Origin of the sequence: Mycobacterium sp. UM_Kg27, from assembly GCF_000972905.1 — a bacterium.
GTDB lineage: Bacteria > Actinomycetota > Actinomycetes > Mycobacteriales > Mycobacteriaceae > Mycobacterium.
In genome coordinates, this window is the sequence record NZ_JRMM01000084.1 from 1 (window position 1) to 18320 (window position 18320).

Below are 18320 nucleotides of genomic sequence, written 5' to 3' on the forward strand. Positions count from 1 at the left end.
GAAGCGCTTCACTACGATCACAGGCACACCCCACCGAAGGCGGGGTGATTCAAGGAAATCAGTCCCCGGACTTACCGGGACGGCTCAGTCGGCGTGTTCGTCGAGGGGAACGAATTGGTCGGCGTTATCGGCTAATCAACAGCTGAGTCGGGTAGCAGCCGGTCTGAAGACTGGCGCCCCTCCGAAGTTGACTCAAGTTACTCTGCGCGGGCGCCGCACTGGCGTAGGGCGTTGCTGTCCGTTCACGATTGCATGTGCGGTGACCGACTCGCTCAGGCTGCGACGAAGATCTTGCCCGGCCAGGAATTGCTGCTCTAGCAGGCGGCGAAATTCATCCAACACAGTGACTTGATGAACGATTCTCCTCTGTTCATCCAGGGGCGGCAACGGGACCGGCGTCGCGAGGATCTGGACACGCGAAAGCTTCCGCATAGTGTCATTGGTGCCCTTCGAGACCGCCGCGTAGTACTCGCGGATGAAGCTGCTACCGTTCAGCAGATTGATGTACTCGGCTGTCGTACGATCCAGAAACCCAAGGCGCACAATCAGATCCGAGAGCATCAACCTTGGAGGGGGCGAGCTAACTACCACACTCCGGCCGACCAGCGTCGCGGTGTTGGCACGTGACATGAGGAAGTCGCCGTCGTGGACCTCGATCGCGGGCCGGGGCGCTAAGCCGGCGCCCAACACCTTGTGTTCGTGTTCCTGGAAGGACCCCCATGACACCGCACTGAGCTTCAGCACGCCCCATTTCGAATCGTCTGACCGTTGGGTCGGTGGACAGACAGGACTCCATCCGGCTTCATTCGTTAGGACGACCTCCCCTAGCCGACACCACGTCCAGCCGACTGGAACCGCGAACGCCTGGTCGACAACCTCGGCACCAGCTTCCGCTCTTGGCTTCCGAGTCTTCTTAGCCTTGACCATGCGGTCACGCTCAGCTGCGATCTGCTTGAGAAGGTCAGTCGCCGATTTATCGCCTGGGTCCTGACGAGTCAGGCGGCCTCGGACGGCTAGGTCGAGGATCGTTTGACGCAGCTGTTTGAGCGCCGCCAGGTCGCCCTCACCCGGCGCAAGGTGAATGTCGATGTTGTCAGCGAAGGCGGCGAGCGCCTCACAGAGGCCGCGTGCAGAATCGGCGAGCGATAATCGCTTCAAGGCCGCGGACGTCAGAACTGCACGCGCCTCAGCCTGATCTGTTTGCTGCTTCTCCAGCTCGTCACACAATTCCATGAGGGCGTTTATGCGCTCCACAATCCGCTGCTGTTCGCCGAGAGGCGCTAGCATCACCGGGCAAGCCGCCGCTAAGTCCCTGTCGAGTCCGGGCTTGATACCTCTGGCCATGCGGGGTAGATCAAGGGAGAGCAACAACACCTCCAGGTATCTCAAGGACATCCCGGCTGGTGCCCGCACGAAATACGTTACGTCAGTAGGCCAACTCGCTTCGGGAGCCTGATTTATGGCTCCAGCAGAGCCCTTACGTCCTACGACCAAACATGGCTCCTGAACGAGGGCCTCGGTATGGGCTCCCACCACACCATTGGCGCCGTACACACGGACGGTGCCTGCCCGTCGCTTATCAGCGGGCAGGTTCTTGCCGTATTCAAACGTGACAACCTCCCCAAGGCGCAGCCACAACCACCCTTCCGGTGCACTCGGAAGCACTGTCTTATCCAGGGGTGCAAGATTCTTTGGCCTCCTGATCCGGCCATCCGCAACCCACGCATCGCGCTCCGCAGCTATGCGCTTCAGCAACTCGCTGGCTGGCTCATCATTGGCATCGGGCGTCGTGGTGCACCCACAGACCGCCAAATTTACGATCAGACGACGGAGCCGATCGATTCCACCGGGCGCATCGGCGATATGGCCAAATGCGTCGATGAACGTCTGGCGATTCAATTCAGTGCGTCTTTGATCGCGGCGGCCAGCGCGTCTCGAAGGCTCGACCGGGTGGCGTCCATATCCCCCAGCAGCGCCTCGTACTCCTTGAGCAGTTCATCAGGGTCTCGATGCTCGGCGTCAACCTTGTTGGGGTTCGTAACGTCGAGATTCCAGGTGCCGTTGACCGCGTCGATCGAGACCTTCCATGAAACCTCAGACTCCACACGGTTGTCCCACCAGGACTTCTCGGCGTCGAACTCCTCGATTCGAATCGGCTTCGTCTTCGTGTAGTTCTTGTAGCCGAGCGGATACTGGTGCTCGTAGTACCAGATCTCGGTAGTGGGTTGTCCTTTCGTGAAGAACAACAGGTTCGTCGCGATACTCGTATAGGGGTTGAAGACGCCCTTCGGGAGTCTGATTACGGTATGCAGATTGCAGTTGGTGAGAAGTTTCTCCTTGATGCGTGCCGTGACACCGTCGCCGAACAAGGTCCCGTCGGGCAGGACCACCGCGGCACGTCCACCAGGTTTGAGAAGGTGTTCGATCAGTACGAGAAATAGGTCCGCGGTCTCCCTGGTGCGGTAAGCCTGCGGGAAGTTGTTCTCGATGCCGGGTTCCTCGGTGCCACCGAAGGGGGGGTTGGTGAGGATAACGTCGACCCGATCGGCGTTGCTGTAATCGCGCATCGGCCGGGCCAAGGTGTTGTCGTGACCGATATTTGTCGGCACGTCGATGCCGTGCAGAAGCATGTTCGTCGTGCAGAGTAGGTGCGGCAGCTGCTTCTTCTCGACGCCGCGGACGGTCGATTGAAGCCGCGCCTCGTCGTCCGGTGTCGTCACGTCGTTGGCGCGGATGTGGTCGATAGTGCAGGTGAGGAATCCGCCTGTGCCACAGGCTGGATCGAGCACCTTCTCGCCGAGTTTCGGGTCTATGACGTCCACCATGAACTGAGTCACCGCTCGCGGCGTGTAGTACTCACCGGCGTTGCCGGCACTCTGTAGGTCTTTAAGAATCTGCTCGTAGATGTCGCCGAACAAGTGCCGATCTTCGGAGCGGTTGAAGTCGATCTCGTTGATCTTGTTGACGACCTGGCGAATCAGGGTGCCGTTCTTCATGTAATTGAACGCGTCCTGGAAGACATTGCCGATCACGCTCGTACGTCCAGGTGCAGCTGACTCCGCGAACTTCTTCAGGGTCGGAAAAAGTTCATTGTTGACGAAGTCCAGCAGGGCGTCGCCCGTGAACCCTTCTTTCGGTTTTGCCCATGTGCGCCAGCGGAGCTCCGGTGGGATCGGGGAGCGGTAGCTGGAATCGAGCAACTCGGTCTCGTACTCACGGTCGTCAAAAATTTTCAGGAAGAACAACCAGGTGAGCTGACCGATACGTTGTGCATCACCGTCGATACCGGCGTCCTGACGCATGATGTCTTGGATTGACTTCACAGTCGCGCTGATGCTGCTCACGAAACGTCCTTACTGCGCTGTTGCATAGAGGTGTTTTTCGAGTTCCTCGACGGCGGTGTCGAAGCCATCTTTGCCGCCGAACTCGCTGACGATCTCGATCGGGGTGCCGATGTCGGTGAACGGGCGAATCTGCAGGACTCGTGCATCATGGTCTGGTTCAAAGCCCTCGTCCGCGAATTTGTCGAGCAGGGCCGCCAATGCCGCCTGCGCCTTGTCTGAGTATTTGGCCCAGTAGCCCGTGGCACGGACGTTGTCGGCCCGCTGGCGTCGAGTCAGTGGCGGTTGACCGAATGCGATGTGGCAGACCAGATCGAACGCACTGAAGTCCTTCCCGACCTCTTCGGCCAGGGCCTCGAAGAAGACGCCCTGCCCGCGTAGTTCCTCGATGATGGCCTGCTTGCTCCTGGATTGACTCCAACGGGTCAGGAAGGCCTCCAGCGTGGGGTAGGCGCCTTGGACTCTTTTGCGTGTGTAGTCCGTCAGGCTCTCGGTGATGAGCTTGCCGTCTGGCCCCAGGTACTGAACCCGCTCCGCAACGAGTTCGACCGGAACGTCGTCCACGACGTACTTCGTCCGCCTGCCGGGCGGGTCTGGCGGAGGGTTCGGCGGATCGAGGGGAATCGGGTCACCTGGCCCGGCCGGTTCCGCAGGTGGATCGACAGGATCGGTCGGACCAGGTGCGTAGATGACCACTGGGTCGCCGTCGAAGTCTGGGTCAGCGAATAACTCGGTCGCCCGGCGAAAGTCCATGATCGTGAAGTAGAACTTGCCGTGCTCCTCATTGATTCGGGTACCGCGCCCGATGATCTGCTTGAATTTCGTCATTGAACGGATCGTCTGATCCAGGACGATGAGCTTGCATGTTTGGGCATCGACGCCGGTCGACATCAGTTCGCTGGTCGTGGCGATTACCGGGTAACGCGACTCTGGGTCGATGAAGTTGTCGAGCTCGGCTTTGCCCTCTGCATCGTCGCCGGTGATCTTCATGACGTACTTGCGGTTTTCGGCTACCAAGTCGGCGTTCTCGTTGGCTAGGGCCGAGCGCATCCGCTCTGCGTGGTCGACGTCTTCGCAGAAGACGATAGTTTTGGCGTAGCGATCGCCCGACTCCCTGAGGTACTGCGTGACCTTTTTGGCCACCAGTTTGGTGCGCTGTTCCAGGACCAGTCCGCGATCAAAGTCAGACTGGTTGTAGATCCGGTCTTCGATGACTTCGCCGTACTTGTCGGTCTTGCCTTCTTCGGGGCGCCAGCCGACGAGGTCCTTGTCGATGTCGATGCGGACAACCTTGTACGGCGCGAGGTAGCCGTCGTCGATCCCTTGCTTGAGGGAGTAGGTGAAAACCGGCTCGCCAAAGTAGGTGATATTCGAGGTGTCGGCGGTCTCCTTCGGTGTGGCCGTCAGTCCTACGTGGATGGCATCCGTGAAGTAGTCCAGCACTTGGCGCCATTGGGCGTCCTCGCGTGCGCTGCCGCGGTGGCACTCGTCGATGACGATTAGGTCGAAGAAATTTGGGGAGAACTGCCTGTATATGTTCTGTGTCTCTTCGGTGCCCGTGATGGCCTGGTAGATGGCGAGGAAGATCTCGAATGACGGGTCAGCGGTGCGGTTGGTGATCTTGGTCATCGCGTTCCCGAATGGCTTGAAGTCGTTGACCCGGGTCTGGTCGACGAGGATGTTGCGGTCTGCCAGGAACAGCACGCGCTTGGCGCGTTTCGCACTCCACAGTCGCCAGATGATTTGGAATGCGGTGAAGGTCTTGCCGGTGCCTGTTGCCATGACGAGGAGCGCGCGGCTCGCCCCGAGGGCGACCGCCTCGACCGTGCGGTTGACCGCTTGGAGTTGGTAGTAGCGCAACTCTTTGCCCTGAAAGTAGTAGTCCTGCTCGATGACCTTGGTCTCATCCGTGTTCGGCTCGATACCCTTCCAGGCGAGCCACCTGCGGTGCAGTTCCTCCGGTGACGGAAACTCATCCAGCGTCAGCTCTCGTTCGATGTCCCCTGCCATGACCGTCCGGTCGTGGAAAAGGAAACCGTCCCCGTTCGAGCTGAACACGAACGGCACGTCCAACCGCTCGGCGTAGCCTTGTGCCTGTTGCATGCCGGCACCGAGGCTGTGGTTGTTGTCCTTCGCTTCGACGACTGCCAGCGGCAGGCCCGGCTTCAGGAACAGCACGTAGTCCGCGGCCTTGGCGGCCTCACGCGCATGAAGCTTGCCGCGCACCACGATCCTGCCGGGCGCGATGGTGTATTCCTCGCGGACCTGGTTCTTGTCGGGGTCCCAGCCGGCACGCACGATGGCGGGTGTGATGTACCGAGTGCGGATCTCGGTCTCCTTCAGAGCCTTCTTGTCGATCGCGGTCACGACGTCACCCGGGTCACGATGGCGAGCCTATTAACAGGTCGGGTAGGTCGGATGGAAGATCGTCCATTTGCTGGTAGGCGGCGGCTCTCCAGCGGCGGGCTGATTGGCATCGGTACGGGATTCGTACTCATACTCCGTCCACCGCTGTGGGGGCCGCCAACTTTGCGTCATCCGGCTCATCAAGCCCCACGACACCCGAGCCAACCGCATCAGCCAGCACATCCTCCAGTGCAGCTGCGGCACCATGCAATGCTTTGCCGGCTTGTGCCCAACCGCGTACCGCGCGTACGTAATCTGCGATCTGGCGCTGCTGCTCCAACGGGATAAGAGGGAACTCTAGGTCCAACGTTCTTATTGTCGGGAGGGTCGAACCGGTCGCGTATACGGCATTTCGTTTGGCCGCCAGCGCGACCGCTAGGTAATGCGGTTCCAGATCTCGACTGCACCGTAGCACCGCTATCGGGTGGCTCGGAACCACTCCGCCAATCGTCGACACTGCAGTACGCACTTGGCGGTCTGCCGTAGCCCAGACGAGTACGTCACCAGGCCGCAGTACTTCGTCGCTATCCATGACTCGCTCAGTAGTGACTGAAATTTCATCACCGGATCGCATCGCCTCGGCTTGTGTCACCGTCAAGCTCGGAGCCGTTTTCTGCGCTCCAGTCTTCTTCGGGATCTCGACCAGCTCGTCTTCACGGGCATCTCGGACCGAGACCATCGTTGAACGCTCCGGCATGAACAAACAACGAGGAACTTCGGAGTCGGCCAGAGACTGTCGGATATCGGCCAGCGTCTTGGTCGCATTGGCAACCGCTGACAACAGCTCATCCGGTGACTTTGGTGCCGCTGCATGTGCGCACCAGTACTGCGGGTCCAGTGTGACGCGTTGGCCCAACAACGCGATGGCATCCACCGATGTGAACCGGGGATCGCCTGTTGGCAAGTCACCACCATCTAGCCAACCGGTCAATGCCCTCCTTAACACGTCGTACTCATTACGCGACGATGGTTCTGCCGACGCAAAATCCACAAACAACACCTTTGCCGTGGGCTCGCGCCTGCTGCGCAGTACCCAAAGGTCAGACAATGTACGTGTCGAAGCGAGTGCATTAGCCGGCAACGTAATGATCGCAGCCACGGTGCCCTGACGAATCAGCTCCCTCCGCACCGCATCTGAACGGTCCTCGAAGCTCAGCGAGTGAGGCAGGACAAGAAACGCCTCCCCGTCCGCGGCCAGAGCCTGCACCGCTAGCTGCGGCCAGGCCGCGTCAGCAGACCCTCGCACAGCGCCAAATGGCATCCGCCGCATGCGATCAGTTGCGGCATCCACCGAACGGCCAAACGGCGGAATGCAGACCACCGCATCGAAACTCCGGCCCTTGAGCTCGTCTTCTTTGAGAATGTCGCCGTATGCCACCTCCGCGAAAGCCCGGCCGCTCAACCGTGCCTCTGCGACGAAGCCATCGACTTCGTCCACCTCGATACCCGTAACTCTTGCGCCAGGATGTTGTCGACTGATCGCAGCCATAACTGCGCCAGTACCACAAGCGAAGTCCAGAATCGTTTTGGATTCCTCGTGCACGAGGTCCGCCAACAAGTTATGCAGATTCCGCTCGGCATCTACAGCGTCCGCCGTCCGCCTCCAGCGTGATAGGTCATCGAAGTCCTGCGCAGCGGCTTCGAGCAGCTCTGCCTTGTCAACGCCTTGAATCTCCGTTGCCAGGAACTCGCGGATCGCATCAGCCTGAGACTTCGTGGCCCGGATACTGGCATCATCGAAGATCCCGCGACTGATGGTAACCGGATACCGTTCATCCGAGCTGTCTCCATAGCACAGTTTTTCGCCGTCCACGGCTGCGATGAACAGGATCATGATGTCAACGGCTTCATCGCATTGCACATGGTTGACTGTGTACCGCCAGTTCCTGACAACCTCGGCGGCGCGCCCATCTTCGACAAGGTCGACTAGGTTCCGACTCTTGAGCCAAGCGCGCACCGCGTGGGTATCAAACTGCGGCCGCGCAGCACCTTCGTTCAGCGGCTGGGGAAAATCACTGTGGCGACGTCGCCAGTTGCTGACCGTCGATTTTTGAACGCCAGCCAACTTGGCAATGTCGCTGACGGTCATTGTGCTGGTTGATGCGTTCACGACACGCTCCGCGACGCGCTTGTTCCTACTGTGAAATCGACATGCCTACTCACGGTGGACGCCAGGCGCAACGCGGCAGCCGTTCGACCCAACGGCCCGACAACGGCCACTGACAACCCCCGTGCGATCAGCTGGGCAACAGGAAGTGCGAATCCTCCATCGCCGGTGACCACCACACATGCCCCGAATCGGAGGTCGAGCTGTTCAGTCGCCATGACCTCTTGGAGTGCCAAATCTGCCCCGTCCTTGCCTGATCGGACCACCCGTCGGGCCTCCGGCCACCCAAGACCCACAGCGATCACATTGTGATGACTCACCCCAACGATGACCTGGTCTCGCGGTCCTACTAACCCGGATCCCAAGTAGGCCGCACGAACGCGCCGGACGTCGTCCTGTGTCACGCTGCTGCACCCGACAGCGTTCTCGATGTCCACCAGGTGGACCAACCGCTGCTTCATTCCACTTGTACGCATTGAGTCCCCGCCTTCACCACTGAGCCAGCAAGGGACACGTTACACGAAGAACGCGCTGAAAACTAGGTGTCATACTCGGTGGCTCGTTGACTGGGTTTCGGCATTTGGTCTGCGTTGGGAGGAAATGCGCTGGTCTTGTCCTGCGACGCCCGTCCAGATCACCCCCGACCACAACGAGGAGGGCTAGTTTTGGATCATGCCGGTGCCGACTGATCAGAAGGTGACCGCACTCAGCCGTGACTTCGGCTCGCGGCGCCTCGCAGAGCTACTTGGGGTGGACGCCGCGCAGGTCGCGCGGTGGCAGGACGGCGATGCAATCGACGTGGTCAACGCGGAGCGGGTGGACCTACTCGAAGTCGTCACGGCCCACCTGTTGCGGCTGCATTCGATCGCGAACGCTCAGCGCTGGCTCGTCGGGCTGAACCCCAACCTTGGTGACCGTCGGCCCGTGGACCTCATCCGCCGGCGGCAGACCCGCGCAGTGCTCGATGCGATTGCCAATGAGCGGGCCGGGAGCTTCGCATGAGGCCCGTGGCGTTTTGTCTCCGTTGTCGGCGTCACGTGGCGACCTGTGCGCTATTCCTGGCGCCTCCGCGCGGTCGCAACGGGACGCCGTAGGTTTTCGCCCACCGGGCCATGGTCGTGGTGCTGACGCCGCGCTCGCGGGCGAGATCCGGTAGTGGGCGTTGATGGTCGACGTATTGGGTGTAGAGCCAATCGGGATCAACAGTGTATTTGGTTGCGCGGCCGGGTTTGCGTGTCGCGATCTGGTAGTCGGCGGCAAGGCGAGCGACGGTCTGTCGGCTGACGCCGGCCTGATCCGCGATCTCGGCCAGGCTCATCCCGCAGAGTTCGTAGCGCTCGATGAAGGCCTCGCGCGGGTAGGCCTCCTTGGCGCGGCGGTAGGCGTTCAGGTCGGTGGCTGCGGAAGGTGTCGGGTGGCAGGTGAGGAGGTAACGGGCCGTGTCAAGATCTGCTCCGGCATCTTCGGCGGCGCGGCCGAGGGTCAGTCCCGCCTGGATGCCGCGGTGTAGGGCGGCGAGGTCGACGGCGTCGGGGTTCTGGCCCGGCAGACGTAAGCCCCCCAGGAAGTCCGTGCCCGGCTCGTAGTGGACCGGTTCGGCCCGGACGCCTTGCTCGGCAAGGAATTTCAGTGCATGGTCGTCGAGTGCGTCGCTGAGTTCCGGGGTGAGGTGATAGGGGAAGTCGGCAATTTTGGTCCGTAGGGCAGGGCAGATGCTCTGGCCGCTGATAGGCATACCGGAGATGCGCTCTTGTAAATAGAACCGGGCCACTTGGGCGCGGGCCGACCCGCGGCTCGTGGCCCCGGTTTCGCGGCAGATGCGCTGCCAGGTGTCGTCGGGCAGCAAGTTGTCGTAGTTGAGACGGCGGCGCCGCGAGTAGTCGATCGGGACTGTTGCTGTAGCGAGATACTCGGCGAGGGCGTCGATTGCCTTGCTGATATCCGTCCAGTCGGGGTGCTTGTTGAGCAATTGGAGAACACGTGAGACGGCATGGTCGTCGAGCGGGCTCTTGATTCTGCGGGTGAGCGGACCGAGTTTGGTCTTGGTGTTGACGAGCAGGGCTGCGACCGATAGCGCGGGTCGCAGCTGACGCAGATGACTTCCGGGTATGGACAGCCGCAGGGCCACGTTCTGCCACAGTGAGGTCGGCAGTCGAGCGATCTGCTCGTCGAGGTCGGCTAGATTCCGCTTCGGGATGGCCGGCCAGCTACTGAGAGTTCGGTATCGCAGTTGATCGCTGGGTTTGAGGCTCGGGCCAAGCGCGGCAAGCTGCACCGCACCAGAGACACCACCGGTCCACAGCAGGTGCGTAGTGCATGGGTGGGCTCGGCGTGAGCGCATGGCGGTGACCAGCCACCTCAGCGACTGTCCGGCGGTTGGTACATCTGGTTGATCCAGGCAGTGCAGGGCAGCGATCACCCCCGCCGCGGTCAGGCTCGCTGCCTCGGGCGCCTGAAAGGCAAGTTTCTTGGTCGGGCTGCGGTTACGTGCGGTCGGTAGATGGGGGTGGTCCTGCTGATACGCGGTCAGCAGGTCAGTGCCGATGATCTGTTCGAGTTCCGACGGGCTTGCATAGGTCAGCGCCCGGATGGCGATTGCTCGGATATCGGCTAGGACGCTGGCCGGTGATTGTGGGTCGCGCGCGTACACACCGCTGTTGAGGATGTCGGCGGTGATGATTTCGTTGATCCGGCGTTGGGCGGACAGGACGCCATGATGTTCGTCGTCGAAGGTGAGGGGTGCGGCGGTGGTCAGGTCGGCACCGCAGCGCTCCTCCCTGGCTGTGTGGTTTTCGGCTGGAGCTGCGCAGTAGCCCGGTGATGGAATGGACCTGCTCGATAGCTGTCGACTTCGGGGCCGGGTCATGCAGGCGGGACAGGCATCGACCAGCAGGCAGCTGTGCTTGAGGCAGGCAAACGTCCATCCCAGCCGCCAGGCCAACTGCCAGCGACCACCGGATTCAGCGAGGCAGTGCGGACAGTAGCGTGAGCCGGCCCGGGGGCCCCAAGGATAGGTTCTGTCGAGGCCACCGGTGGCGGTGTCGGTTGCCAACGCGCGGCCTTCAAAGTGCGAGAACGTCATTGCCTGGATGGTTGCTGAGTCGACGGTAGTCGCCGTGGTCAGCGCGCGACATTGATCCGGTGTCAGATGCACCATCCATCGGGGAACCCAGTGGGGGGTCCATCTATCAAGACCCGTAGCCGCTGCAAGATCCCCCCAGCTGGTCTGGGTTCGGTGCGCGAGTGCTTCCAACCAGGAATCGAGTGCCTCGCCTGCGACCGGGTCGACAGCGATGGGGATTCGTCGAGTGCCCGTCATGAGGAGCGGTCCTTAATCCGCTTTGCACGATGGCTGATTCGCGTGGTGAGGTTCCCGGACCGTATCGCGGTCTGGAGTTCCTCGCGGGCCCTCTCCGAGGCTTCGTCGTTTTTCACGCGGTCCAGCAGATCCTGGGTAAGGCGCTCGGCTCCGGTCCGCACAGCTCGTTGACAGCCCCGGTTGACCAGCGTCGTCAGAGAGCCGATATGGCCGGAGGATCGCGCATACAGGTAGTCGGACAATTCATCGGCGAGCATGCCCGGATGGCTATCTGCGAGTACGATCCGCTGCTCGAGGCTCAGCAGTAGGTCACGCCATCGTTTACGTTCCTCCGGCTCTTTGACGGGGAACGATTCCATGGTGAGTTTTGTTGTACGGCGGCCGGTTTGGGCGATGATCGGATTCTGATAGGTCGAGCCTTCGGAGAAGAGCCCGCGGTTGTCCAGTTCGACTCCGATGTAGATGATGGTGACTGGAAATTCATTGGCGATGTACTTGAAGTGGTTGCTGATTTCTACGCCCTGGGCGTTGCGCCAGTGCAAGAAGTGCAGGTCGTCGATCATCAACAGGCGGGTTTCGCAAGTCCGCACGCAGTCAAGAGCCCGATGCGCCAATTGCGGAGCGGTTCCGCGTTTGGTACCCGGGTGGCCGAAGTATTCGAGCATCGCTCGGTTGAAGTCGACCATGCCGGTGTTGCCGGTCAGTCCCACCCGGCACACCGGGATTCGCTGGTTACCTTCTGGGGTTTGCGCGCCACGTTCGGCGATCTCGCGTCGATGGAAGTCGCGGGCGAAGGCCAGGGCTGCGGTGGTTTTTCCCAGCCCGGGGAATCCGTCGATGGCGACGGCGCTCTTGGGTTTGTCACCGGTTTGGTCGTTGCTGTCGACGATGTCCCAGAGTTGTTCATGGACGTCGGCTAGTTGCGGTGTGCGCAGGGGCCCGAGGTTGGCGTGCCAGGAACGCCGGCGAGCGTTGTAGTCAGCCAGTGCTGGTTCGCAGAGCTTCTGAAGCCCTGCGCGGGTGAGTCGCTCAGGTGGGCGGGGGGCTGGGGCCTCGGCGAACGCGAAGAATCCCTCCTTGCGTGCAAGCGTCAGGTTGTCCAGGGTCGACTGGTGTGCGTTGAGTCGAGTGGTGCTCATGCGTCCTCCCAAGCGGTGGCATAGAAGTCGTCAGGGTCGTCGTTGCCGTCGTCGTCTCCGCAGTCGTCCTCGGGCGGCGGTCCAGCCGGAGGGCGCGCGATGTCATCTGCCTGGTCTTCAGCGGTCTGATCCGGCAGTACCTGTTGCACCGATGACAGCTCCTGCACCAGTTGTTTGGTGCTCTCGGTTGCGGCGCAGAGCAGGTCGTCTTCGCGGGATTGACGCAGCGCCAGCCGCCTTTCGGTCGGGGTTTTGCCCAGTCCGAGGTTCCACCGTTCCAACAGGAGCGCCATCGCGAGCTCGTCATTGGGATAGGTGTACTTCTTTCGTGCCAGGCTGCGGGCGAAGGCGAGGGCATCGTCGCCGAAGGGCGCTGTGAGCGCTCCTGCGTACTCCCATATCAGCGGGTACCACCTTCGATCGCTCGGATCGCGGAAGTAGACGCGGGAGATGTCGTCAGGGTGGTAGTGAACCGGCCACCGCCCGCCGGGGTAGGGGCTGCGCTGGTCGCGATAACGGTCCAGGGCCGGGCCGTTGTACTTCCTGCCCCGGATCTCGATGCCGGTGTGCTGGATGGTGCGCTTCTCAACCGGGAGAAACTCTAAGGCCAGGTCAGATTCTCGCGGAGCTTCGATATACCCAGCGCGGGCAAGACCGTGTTCGAACATGACCGCAGGCGACAGGTCCAGCGACGGCAGGCCCGGTTCCACCAGTCCACGGTGGGGCCGCCGGTGATACACCACCGCAATCCATTCGCGGATGATTGCTTCGAGTTCGTCGATGTAAAAGTGCGCATCGTCTTCGGGTGCGATGCCGCGGGAGTGGATGTCGGGACCCTTGTAGCCGGGCAGGTATTGCAGCAAGCCTTCCCGGACGGTGCGGAAGAAGCGTTCGACCGGACCTTTGTCACGTCCGGTGCGCAGCCGTGCCGGTTGGATGGAGATACCCATGCGTTGGCACACGCTGGTCATGTGCTCGGACACATAGATCTTGCCGTGGTCCACCAGAAGCGTCTCGGGGACGATCGCCGGCCCGACTGCTCGCGCGCCTCCACGGTCAATCGCCGCGACGTCGAGCAGCACCGACCGAGGTATACCGTGTTCGGGCCACGTGGCCTCCTTCGGCCAGGCAGTCGGTGCCGGCGCCGGCCGATAGGTCTGGTACAAGACCGTCGTTGCATCGATTGACTTTGTCGAGACCGGTGTCAGACGCAGGCCCGTGATGCAGCGTGTATACCAATCCATGGCCACGGTGAGCTCGACCTGGACCCAGCGCAACGTGATCGGGTCCATGGCGAAGACATCGAGTCGGGTGGTGTCCATCAGCAGGTATTCGCCGGGCCGGGTGGGCCGCAATTTTCCGAGGACACCCGGGTTACGCGCGGCGATGTCCCGGTTGCGTTTGGTACTCAACCGAAATGTCGGATGTTTTGACTCCAGCGCGGTCAGGGTCCGGTAGGCGGTGGCGCGGCTCGGCAACGGTATGACGTCAGGACCGAAGCGGGCGATGACGCGCGCGTTGGTGTGTTTGATCACCGCCGTTCGTGACGGGCGCGAGAGATCGGTGTGTTCCACCATGATCTCCAGGGCGGTCTCCCACCACCTGACATCCACTCCGGGTGTTTGCTTGACCCGCAGGGTCTTGGGGTTGGCCAGCCCTGCTTCGCCGTGTTCGGTAAACGCGGCCACCATGCGCTGAACAGTGCGCACGTCGACACCGAGCTCGGCTGCCTTGGCGTGATACCTGGTAGTTAGTGTCAGGTCGGGGTGGTATTCCGGTTGGGGCTCACCTTGCGCGGCCGTGGCCTCATGCCCGGAACGATATCCGGTGAGGACCTCCCGTATGTGGCCCGCGCGTTCCCGGATTCGGTTCCGTTCTTCTTTGTTGAGCATCGCCAGGACCGTGGCAGCGACGTCTTTAGGGCCCTGCGATTCGTTGCTTTGGGTCGTCTCATCGTGCGGATGATTGTGGCGGTAGGCGAGCAGCTCGCGAAGTGATACGCCGCGGATTTGTTCGGTCCCAACAGTTTTCACTGTGGCGATATTGCCCCCGGTGCCGATACGGATCTCGACGATCTCGACAAGGTCGCCCTCGTAGCAGAGGCGACTACCTGGGCCGATGCGAAGTCGCTCGTTCATGACCATGCCCCCTTGCGCAGGACGGACGTTGCCCGCAGCGGGACGTCGAGGTCGGTGACCCACGTTCCGTTCCACAGCAGGTGGCAGATCGCCGCGCGCACCAATGGACTCGACAAGTCGGAGAGGGCGGCGGTCGCTTGCCCGACGGTCAGACAGTCGAGGTCAGCCTGCTTGACCAGTTCGAGGACGTTCTGGTTGATTCGGCGTTCGTCGCGATAGCCGGCTAGGAAGCGCAGGTTGGCCAGTTCGACCGCGGGCGGCTCACTCCACACCTCGTAGTCCCATCCGCGGTCCTCGATGAGTTGGCGTGCCCACGACAGGGTGTAGGCGACGGTGGGGGCGCTCACGCGGTCACGTGGCTTCACCTCGACAACCACCGGGCCGCGCGGCGTACGCAAGAGGAAGTCCGGGACGTGGCGCCGCCACCGGCCATCAACCTCGGCTTCCACGAGGAACGGCTGGGCTGCAATAGAGGTGACGTTCTGGTCGAAATCGGCGTAGATCAGCCGTGCGAGCTCCAACCGAGATTCGTAGATCACGTGATCCTGCTGAGTCCTGGACCAGTAGGTCCCCGAGTAGTGCCGCTGGCCGTACCACCACCGGAAGGTCCGCCATGGGGCGAGGGGTGCGGCCAAGACTGCCGCTGCGTCGTCCCAGTCGAGCGTTTCGACGGAATCATCTGCAGTCCGGAACCGGACTGCGGCAGTGGCTGGATCGACGCGGACCAGTCGATCGGGTCCATCGGCGGCTGGCCGGATGGGCGACTCGGGAACGTACGCGTTGACAAGCGCGCTCGAATACGTTGAAATCATGGAAGTCCCTTCGCATGGGGTTGGTTCAAATCGCGGCACAAGTGCCGCTACCGAAGGCCGAGTTCCCGCTCGGCCTTTTGGTATTTCAGGAGGGTTGTCAGCGCGACAACATCTGCTCAATCCTGCCTGTTAGCACCTCCCTCCGTCGCTGCCTTCTTGACCGCCGGCTCCTTGTGATCGCCTGGCGCAGCGGTGAATTCAGACACCGCCTCACGTGTGACAGCGTGTTCGTAACCGAGTTCGATGAGCTTGGCGCCGGCCGCAGACAGCGACACATTCCAATCTTGGGCGCACCAGTAGAGGACCTCGGCAGCTCTTCTGGGAAGTCGAAGCTCCACCCGAACTATGTCTCGTGGTCGAAGCCTCGGACGCGTCACCGGCGCTGCCTTCCGCTGAATACCGCGTCCACAACTGGTACATCACTGTGAGGACGCGGTTGTTATACCGGTATCAAACACCCCGGCGGACAAAATGTCTCGGGCAGAGAGTCGCCCCGGCAGACGCTTTGAGGCAACGCCATACAATCCGTAAACAGTTGCGCAGCTGCGTTATTGCGTGATCTGATGCAAAATCCCTGGGCAACAGGGATGCATGCCCCGAACACTCGGCCCTGCGACGCCGCAGATTACACACAGTGACGTTCGTCACACCGCCACGTTGGTGGCGCAGCAGTTGTAGCTGATGTCAGTGGGAAACGTATTCTCTGCCGCTCGAAAGCCCTGCACCCATGCAGCTTTGCGTATGGCAGTTCGACGCCCGACGAGGCAGGAGCCACCTCGACAAGCAGAGTTAGCAGATCATCCGTTTGCGCCGTGCCGCAGGGCGGCAGCAAACGCGTCTTGATCGGCGCGCCGGCGGATCAACTGGTCCGGCGTCAGGCGCGCGTCAGTGGCATCAAGTACGTCATCGTGATCATCGTAGGGGGCCAAGTTGATTCGGACTTCGAGGTCGACCGCCGCCAGGATCCGCAACAGGACAGGAAGTGACGGTTGCCGCGCGCCCGATTCGATGCGAGCGATGGTCGACTGTGGCATATCAGCCAATTTGGCGAGCTGCCGCCGCGATACACCGGCCCGGCTCCGGGCTACTTTCAACAGATTTCCCGCCAGCCGCTCGGCGTACCCGACACCCGTCGGCCCCATTCGCGCCATACCACCCACGATAGCCAATCAGCTATCACACGTTCGATATGCCACCGCGCGCATGAGAATGCGCGCGAGACCTGATATATGCGTCAACGCGCATGACACGTTCGTGAGACACATGACAAGGACATGACACCGCCGCTGAGAAGATGACACGGAGGGTGAGACCCTACAGCGCCTTGGCGTCAGTGCGCCATATTGGTAAACCGCGACAAATGCAGCTGGTGCGCCACCGTCACCGTCTTGGTCGGCCCGTTGCGGTGCTTGGCCAGGATCAGGTCTGCCTCGCCGCCGCGCGGGTCGTCGCGCTCGAATGCGTCCGGCCGGTGCAGCAGAATCACCATGTCGGCGTCTTGTTCGAGCGAGTTGTGGACCGAAATCCCCTGTGCCACAAAGTTATGCGTGCCGGGCACCGTCCCATCGAACACGTCGTGCTCGCCGATACTGGTGATCTCCGCGATGGTGTCCCAGTACACGTCGCTGGTGGCCAGGGCGTGGATGTCGTGGTCTTCGAGCACCGCGGCGGCGCGGTGCAGCCGGTCGCGACTCGGGGCGTGCTTCCACATCGTCGACCCGCAGAACTGGGTGCCCATGGCCGCGGCGAATTCGCGGTGACTCATCTGCTGATCGGCCAGCGCCCGGCGCACCCGGCCCCAGACTTCTTTCGGAACGGTGTCCAGGTTCGGATTGCGTGCCACGCCATGCAGGTGAGCCAGAATCTCCTTGGCCCCCTCGGCTTTGGCGCCCTGGGCCCCCACGTTGTGCAGGAACCGGACCTGGTTCTCGGCACCGTAGATGTGCAGGTGCCAACCGTCGCGATAACCGGCTTTGGTCACCCGCTTGATGCGGCCGAACACCCCGACTCGCGACAGCAGCCGCGCAACATCGTCGATGAGCTGCCGACTGGTCGAGGCGTAGTAGATGCGCGCCTGCTCTAACTTCTCGTCCCAGCGCACCGACCCGTCGGTCGCCCACAAGTGCCGCAGGAACAGCGCCACTTGGTCGTTCGGCAGCGCGAAAACCTCTTGCGGCACGAACTTTTCATAGCTGCGCTTGCCGAACAGTCCCAGCTTGTCCAGCCACGCCGCGATCGGATTCCGCTTGCCGTGTGTCAGCCGGTACGGCGCCGGCAGGCGCAGCGTGGTCACCCGGGCGGCCGGGTACTCATCGCGGACCGCCGTCACCCCGAAGTGCATGGCCGCGACCGTCACCGCGGTCAGGTTCGCCTCGTCGATCGACGCGTAGCGGATCGGCTGCCGCTTCACACATGATCCGTCGCCGATCATGTGCGCCAGCAGGATGACCTCGCAGTCTTCCATCCGCTGGGTGTCGACCGGCTCCGGCACCCGGCGCGGCACCGCCAGCCGGTCCCCGACATTCAAGTCGCCCAACGCGACCCAGCCGTCCAGGGTGAGGAACGGATGGTTGGCGGTGGCCTCGACCTCACGCCCGGACGCCATCCGCAGCTTGAACACCTCGCGGTGGCCGCTGGGGAACACGTTGGTCATCGGCCGGGCCACCATCCGCTGCTGCTCATCCAGCGACCAGACCAGGGGGCGCTCGCCGGTCCGCATGAGCTCAGCCAGGGTGACCTCGGAGCCGTTGTCGGCCCGCAGGATTCGCGTCGCGGCGGTCAGGCAGCCGGATTCGCGGAGGTCTGCCAACATCGGCTTCTTGTCGGTGCGCTGCTCGGGTCCACGGTTGAGCTGGCTCAGCGCGATCACCGGCACTTCGAGCTCCTTGGCCAGCAGCTTGAGGTTCCGGGAGAATTCCGACACCTCCTGCTGGCGCGACTCGACCTTCTTGCCGGAAGTCATCAGCTGCATGTAGTCGACCGCCACCAGTCGCAGGTCGGCCTTCTGCTTGAGCCGGCGTGCTTTGGCGCGGATCTCCATCATGGTCAGGTTGGGCGA

General features: G+C 62.1%; 11 protein-coding genes. 1 reads left to right on the forward strand and 10 read right to left on the reverse strand.

What is annotated here, in order from left to right; all coding sequences use genetic code 11:
• Window positions 1-192: 192 nt before the first annotated feature.
• The 4 genes from LI94_RS13830 to LI94_RS13845 all read right to left on the reverse strand — a co-directional run bounded on the left by LI94_RS13830 (window position 193) and on the right by LI94_RS13845 (window position 7857).
• Window positions 193-1899, reverse strand: coding sequence for a hypothetical protein (locus LI94_RS13830; protein WP_152664829.1), 1707 nt, complete (start codon window positions 1897-1899; stop codon window positions 193-195).
• Entirely contained in the window at window positions 1896-3344 is a 1449-nt protein-coding gene (locus LI94_RS13835; RefSeq protein WP_204368858.1) for a class I SAM-dependent DNA methyltransferase, read from the reverse strand. Before LI94_RS13835 ends, LI94_RS13830 begins: the two co-directional genes overlap by 4 nt.
• 9 nt (window positions 3345-3353) lie before the next feature.
• On the reverse strand, window positions 3354-5708 hold the full coding sequence (locus LI94_RS13840) for a DEAD/DEAH box helicase family protein (RefSeq protein ID WP_204368859.1): 2355 nt from the start codon (window positions 5706-5708) through the stop codon (window positions 3354-3356).
• Window positions 5709-5835: 127 nt separating this feature from the next.
• Window positions 5836-7857 carry an N-6 DNA methylase gene (locus tag LI94_RS13845; RefSeq protein ID WP_152664830.1) on the reverse strand — a complete coding sequence of 674 codons (2022 nt, stop codon included), beginning with the start codon at window positions 7855-7857 and terminating at the stop codon, window positions 5836-5838.
• A gap of 669 nt (window positions 7858-8526) precedes the next feature.
• Here LI94_RS13845 and LI94_RS13850 point away from each other — a divergent pair.
• The gene (locus tag LI94_RS13850; protein WP_046301537.1) at window positions 8527-8856 is read left to right on the forward strand and encodes an antitoxin Xre/MbcA/ParS toxin-binding domain-containing protein; all 330 of its coding nucleotides are present in this window, start codon (window positions 8527-8529) and stop codon (window positions 8854-8856) included.
• Between the two features lie 31 nt (window positions 8857-8887).
• Here LI94_RS13850 and LI94_RS13855 read toward each other — a convergent pair whose 3' ends face one another.
• The 6 genes from LI94_RS13855 to LI94_RS13880 form a co-directional block, all read right to left on the reverse strand.
• A complete protein-coding gene (locus LI94_RS13855) occupies window positions 8888-11173 on the reverse strand; it encodes a TniQ family protein (RefSeq protein ID WP_046301538.1) in 2286 nt (761 codons plus the stop codon).
• A complete protein-coding gene (locus tag LI94_RS13860; RefSeq protein WP_046301539.1) occupies window positions 11170-12312 on the reverse strand; it encodes a TniB family NTP-binding protein in 1143 nt (380 codons plus the stop codon). Before LI94_RS13860 ends, LI94_RS13855 begins: the two co-directional genes overlap by 4 nt.
• Window positions 12309-14450: a Mu transposase C-terminal domain-containing protein gene (locus LI94_RS13865; RefSeq protein ID WP_046301543.1), complete on the reverse strand. Its 2142-nt coding sequence runs from the start codon at window positions 14448-14450 to the stop codon at window positions 12309-12311. Before LI94_RS13865 ends, LI94_RS13860 begins: the two co-directional genes overlap by 4 nt.
• Window positions 14447-15262 carry a TnsA-like heteromeric transposase endonuclease subunit gene (locus LI94_RS13870; protein WP_255351894.1) on the reverse strand — a complete coding sequence of 272 codons (816 nt, stop codon included), beginning with the start codon at window positions 15260-15262 and terminating at the stop codon, window positions 14447-14449. The genes LI94_RS13865 and LI94_RS13870 overlap by 4 nt, the downstream gene beginning before the upstream one ends.
• Before the next feature lie 797 nt (window positions 15263-16059).
• Window positions 16060-16413: a helix-turn-helix transcriptional regulator gene (locus LI94_RS13875; RefSeq protein ID WP_046301540.1), complete on the reverse strand. Its 354-nt coding sequence runs from the start codon at window positions 16411-16413 to the stop codon at window positions 16060-16062.
• A 179-nt stretch (window positions 16414-16592) separates the two neighbouring features.
• On the reverse strand, window positions 16593-18320 hold a 1728-nt coding region (locus LI94_RS13880; RefSeq protein WP_046301545.1), incomplete at its 5' end, for a replicative DNA helicase.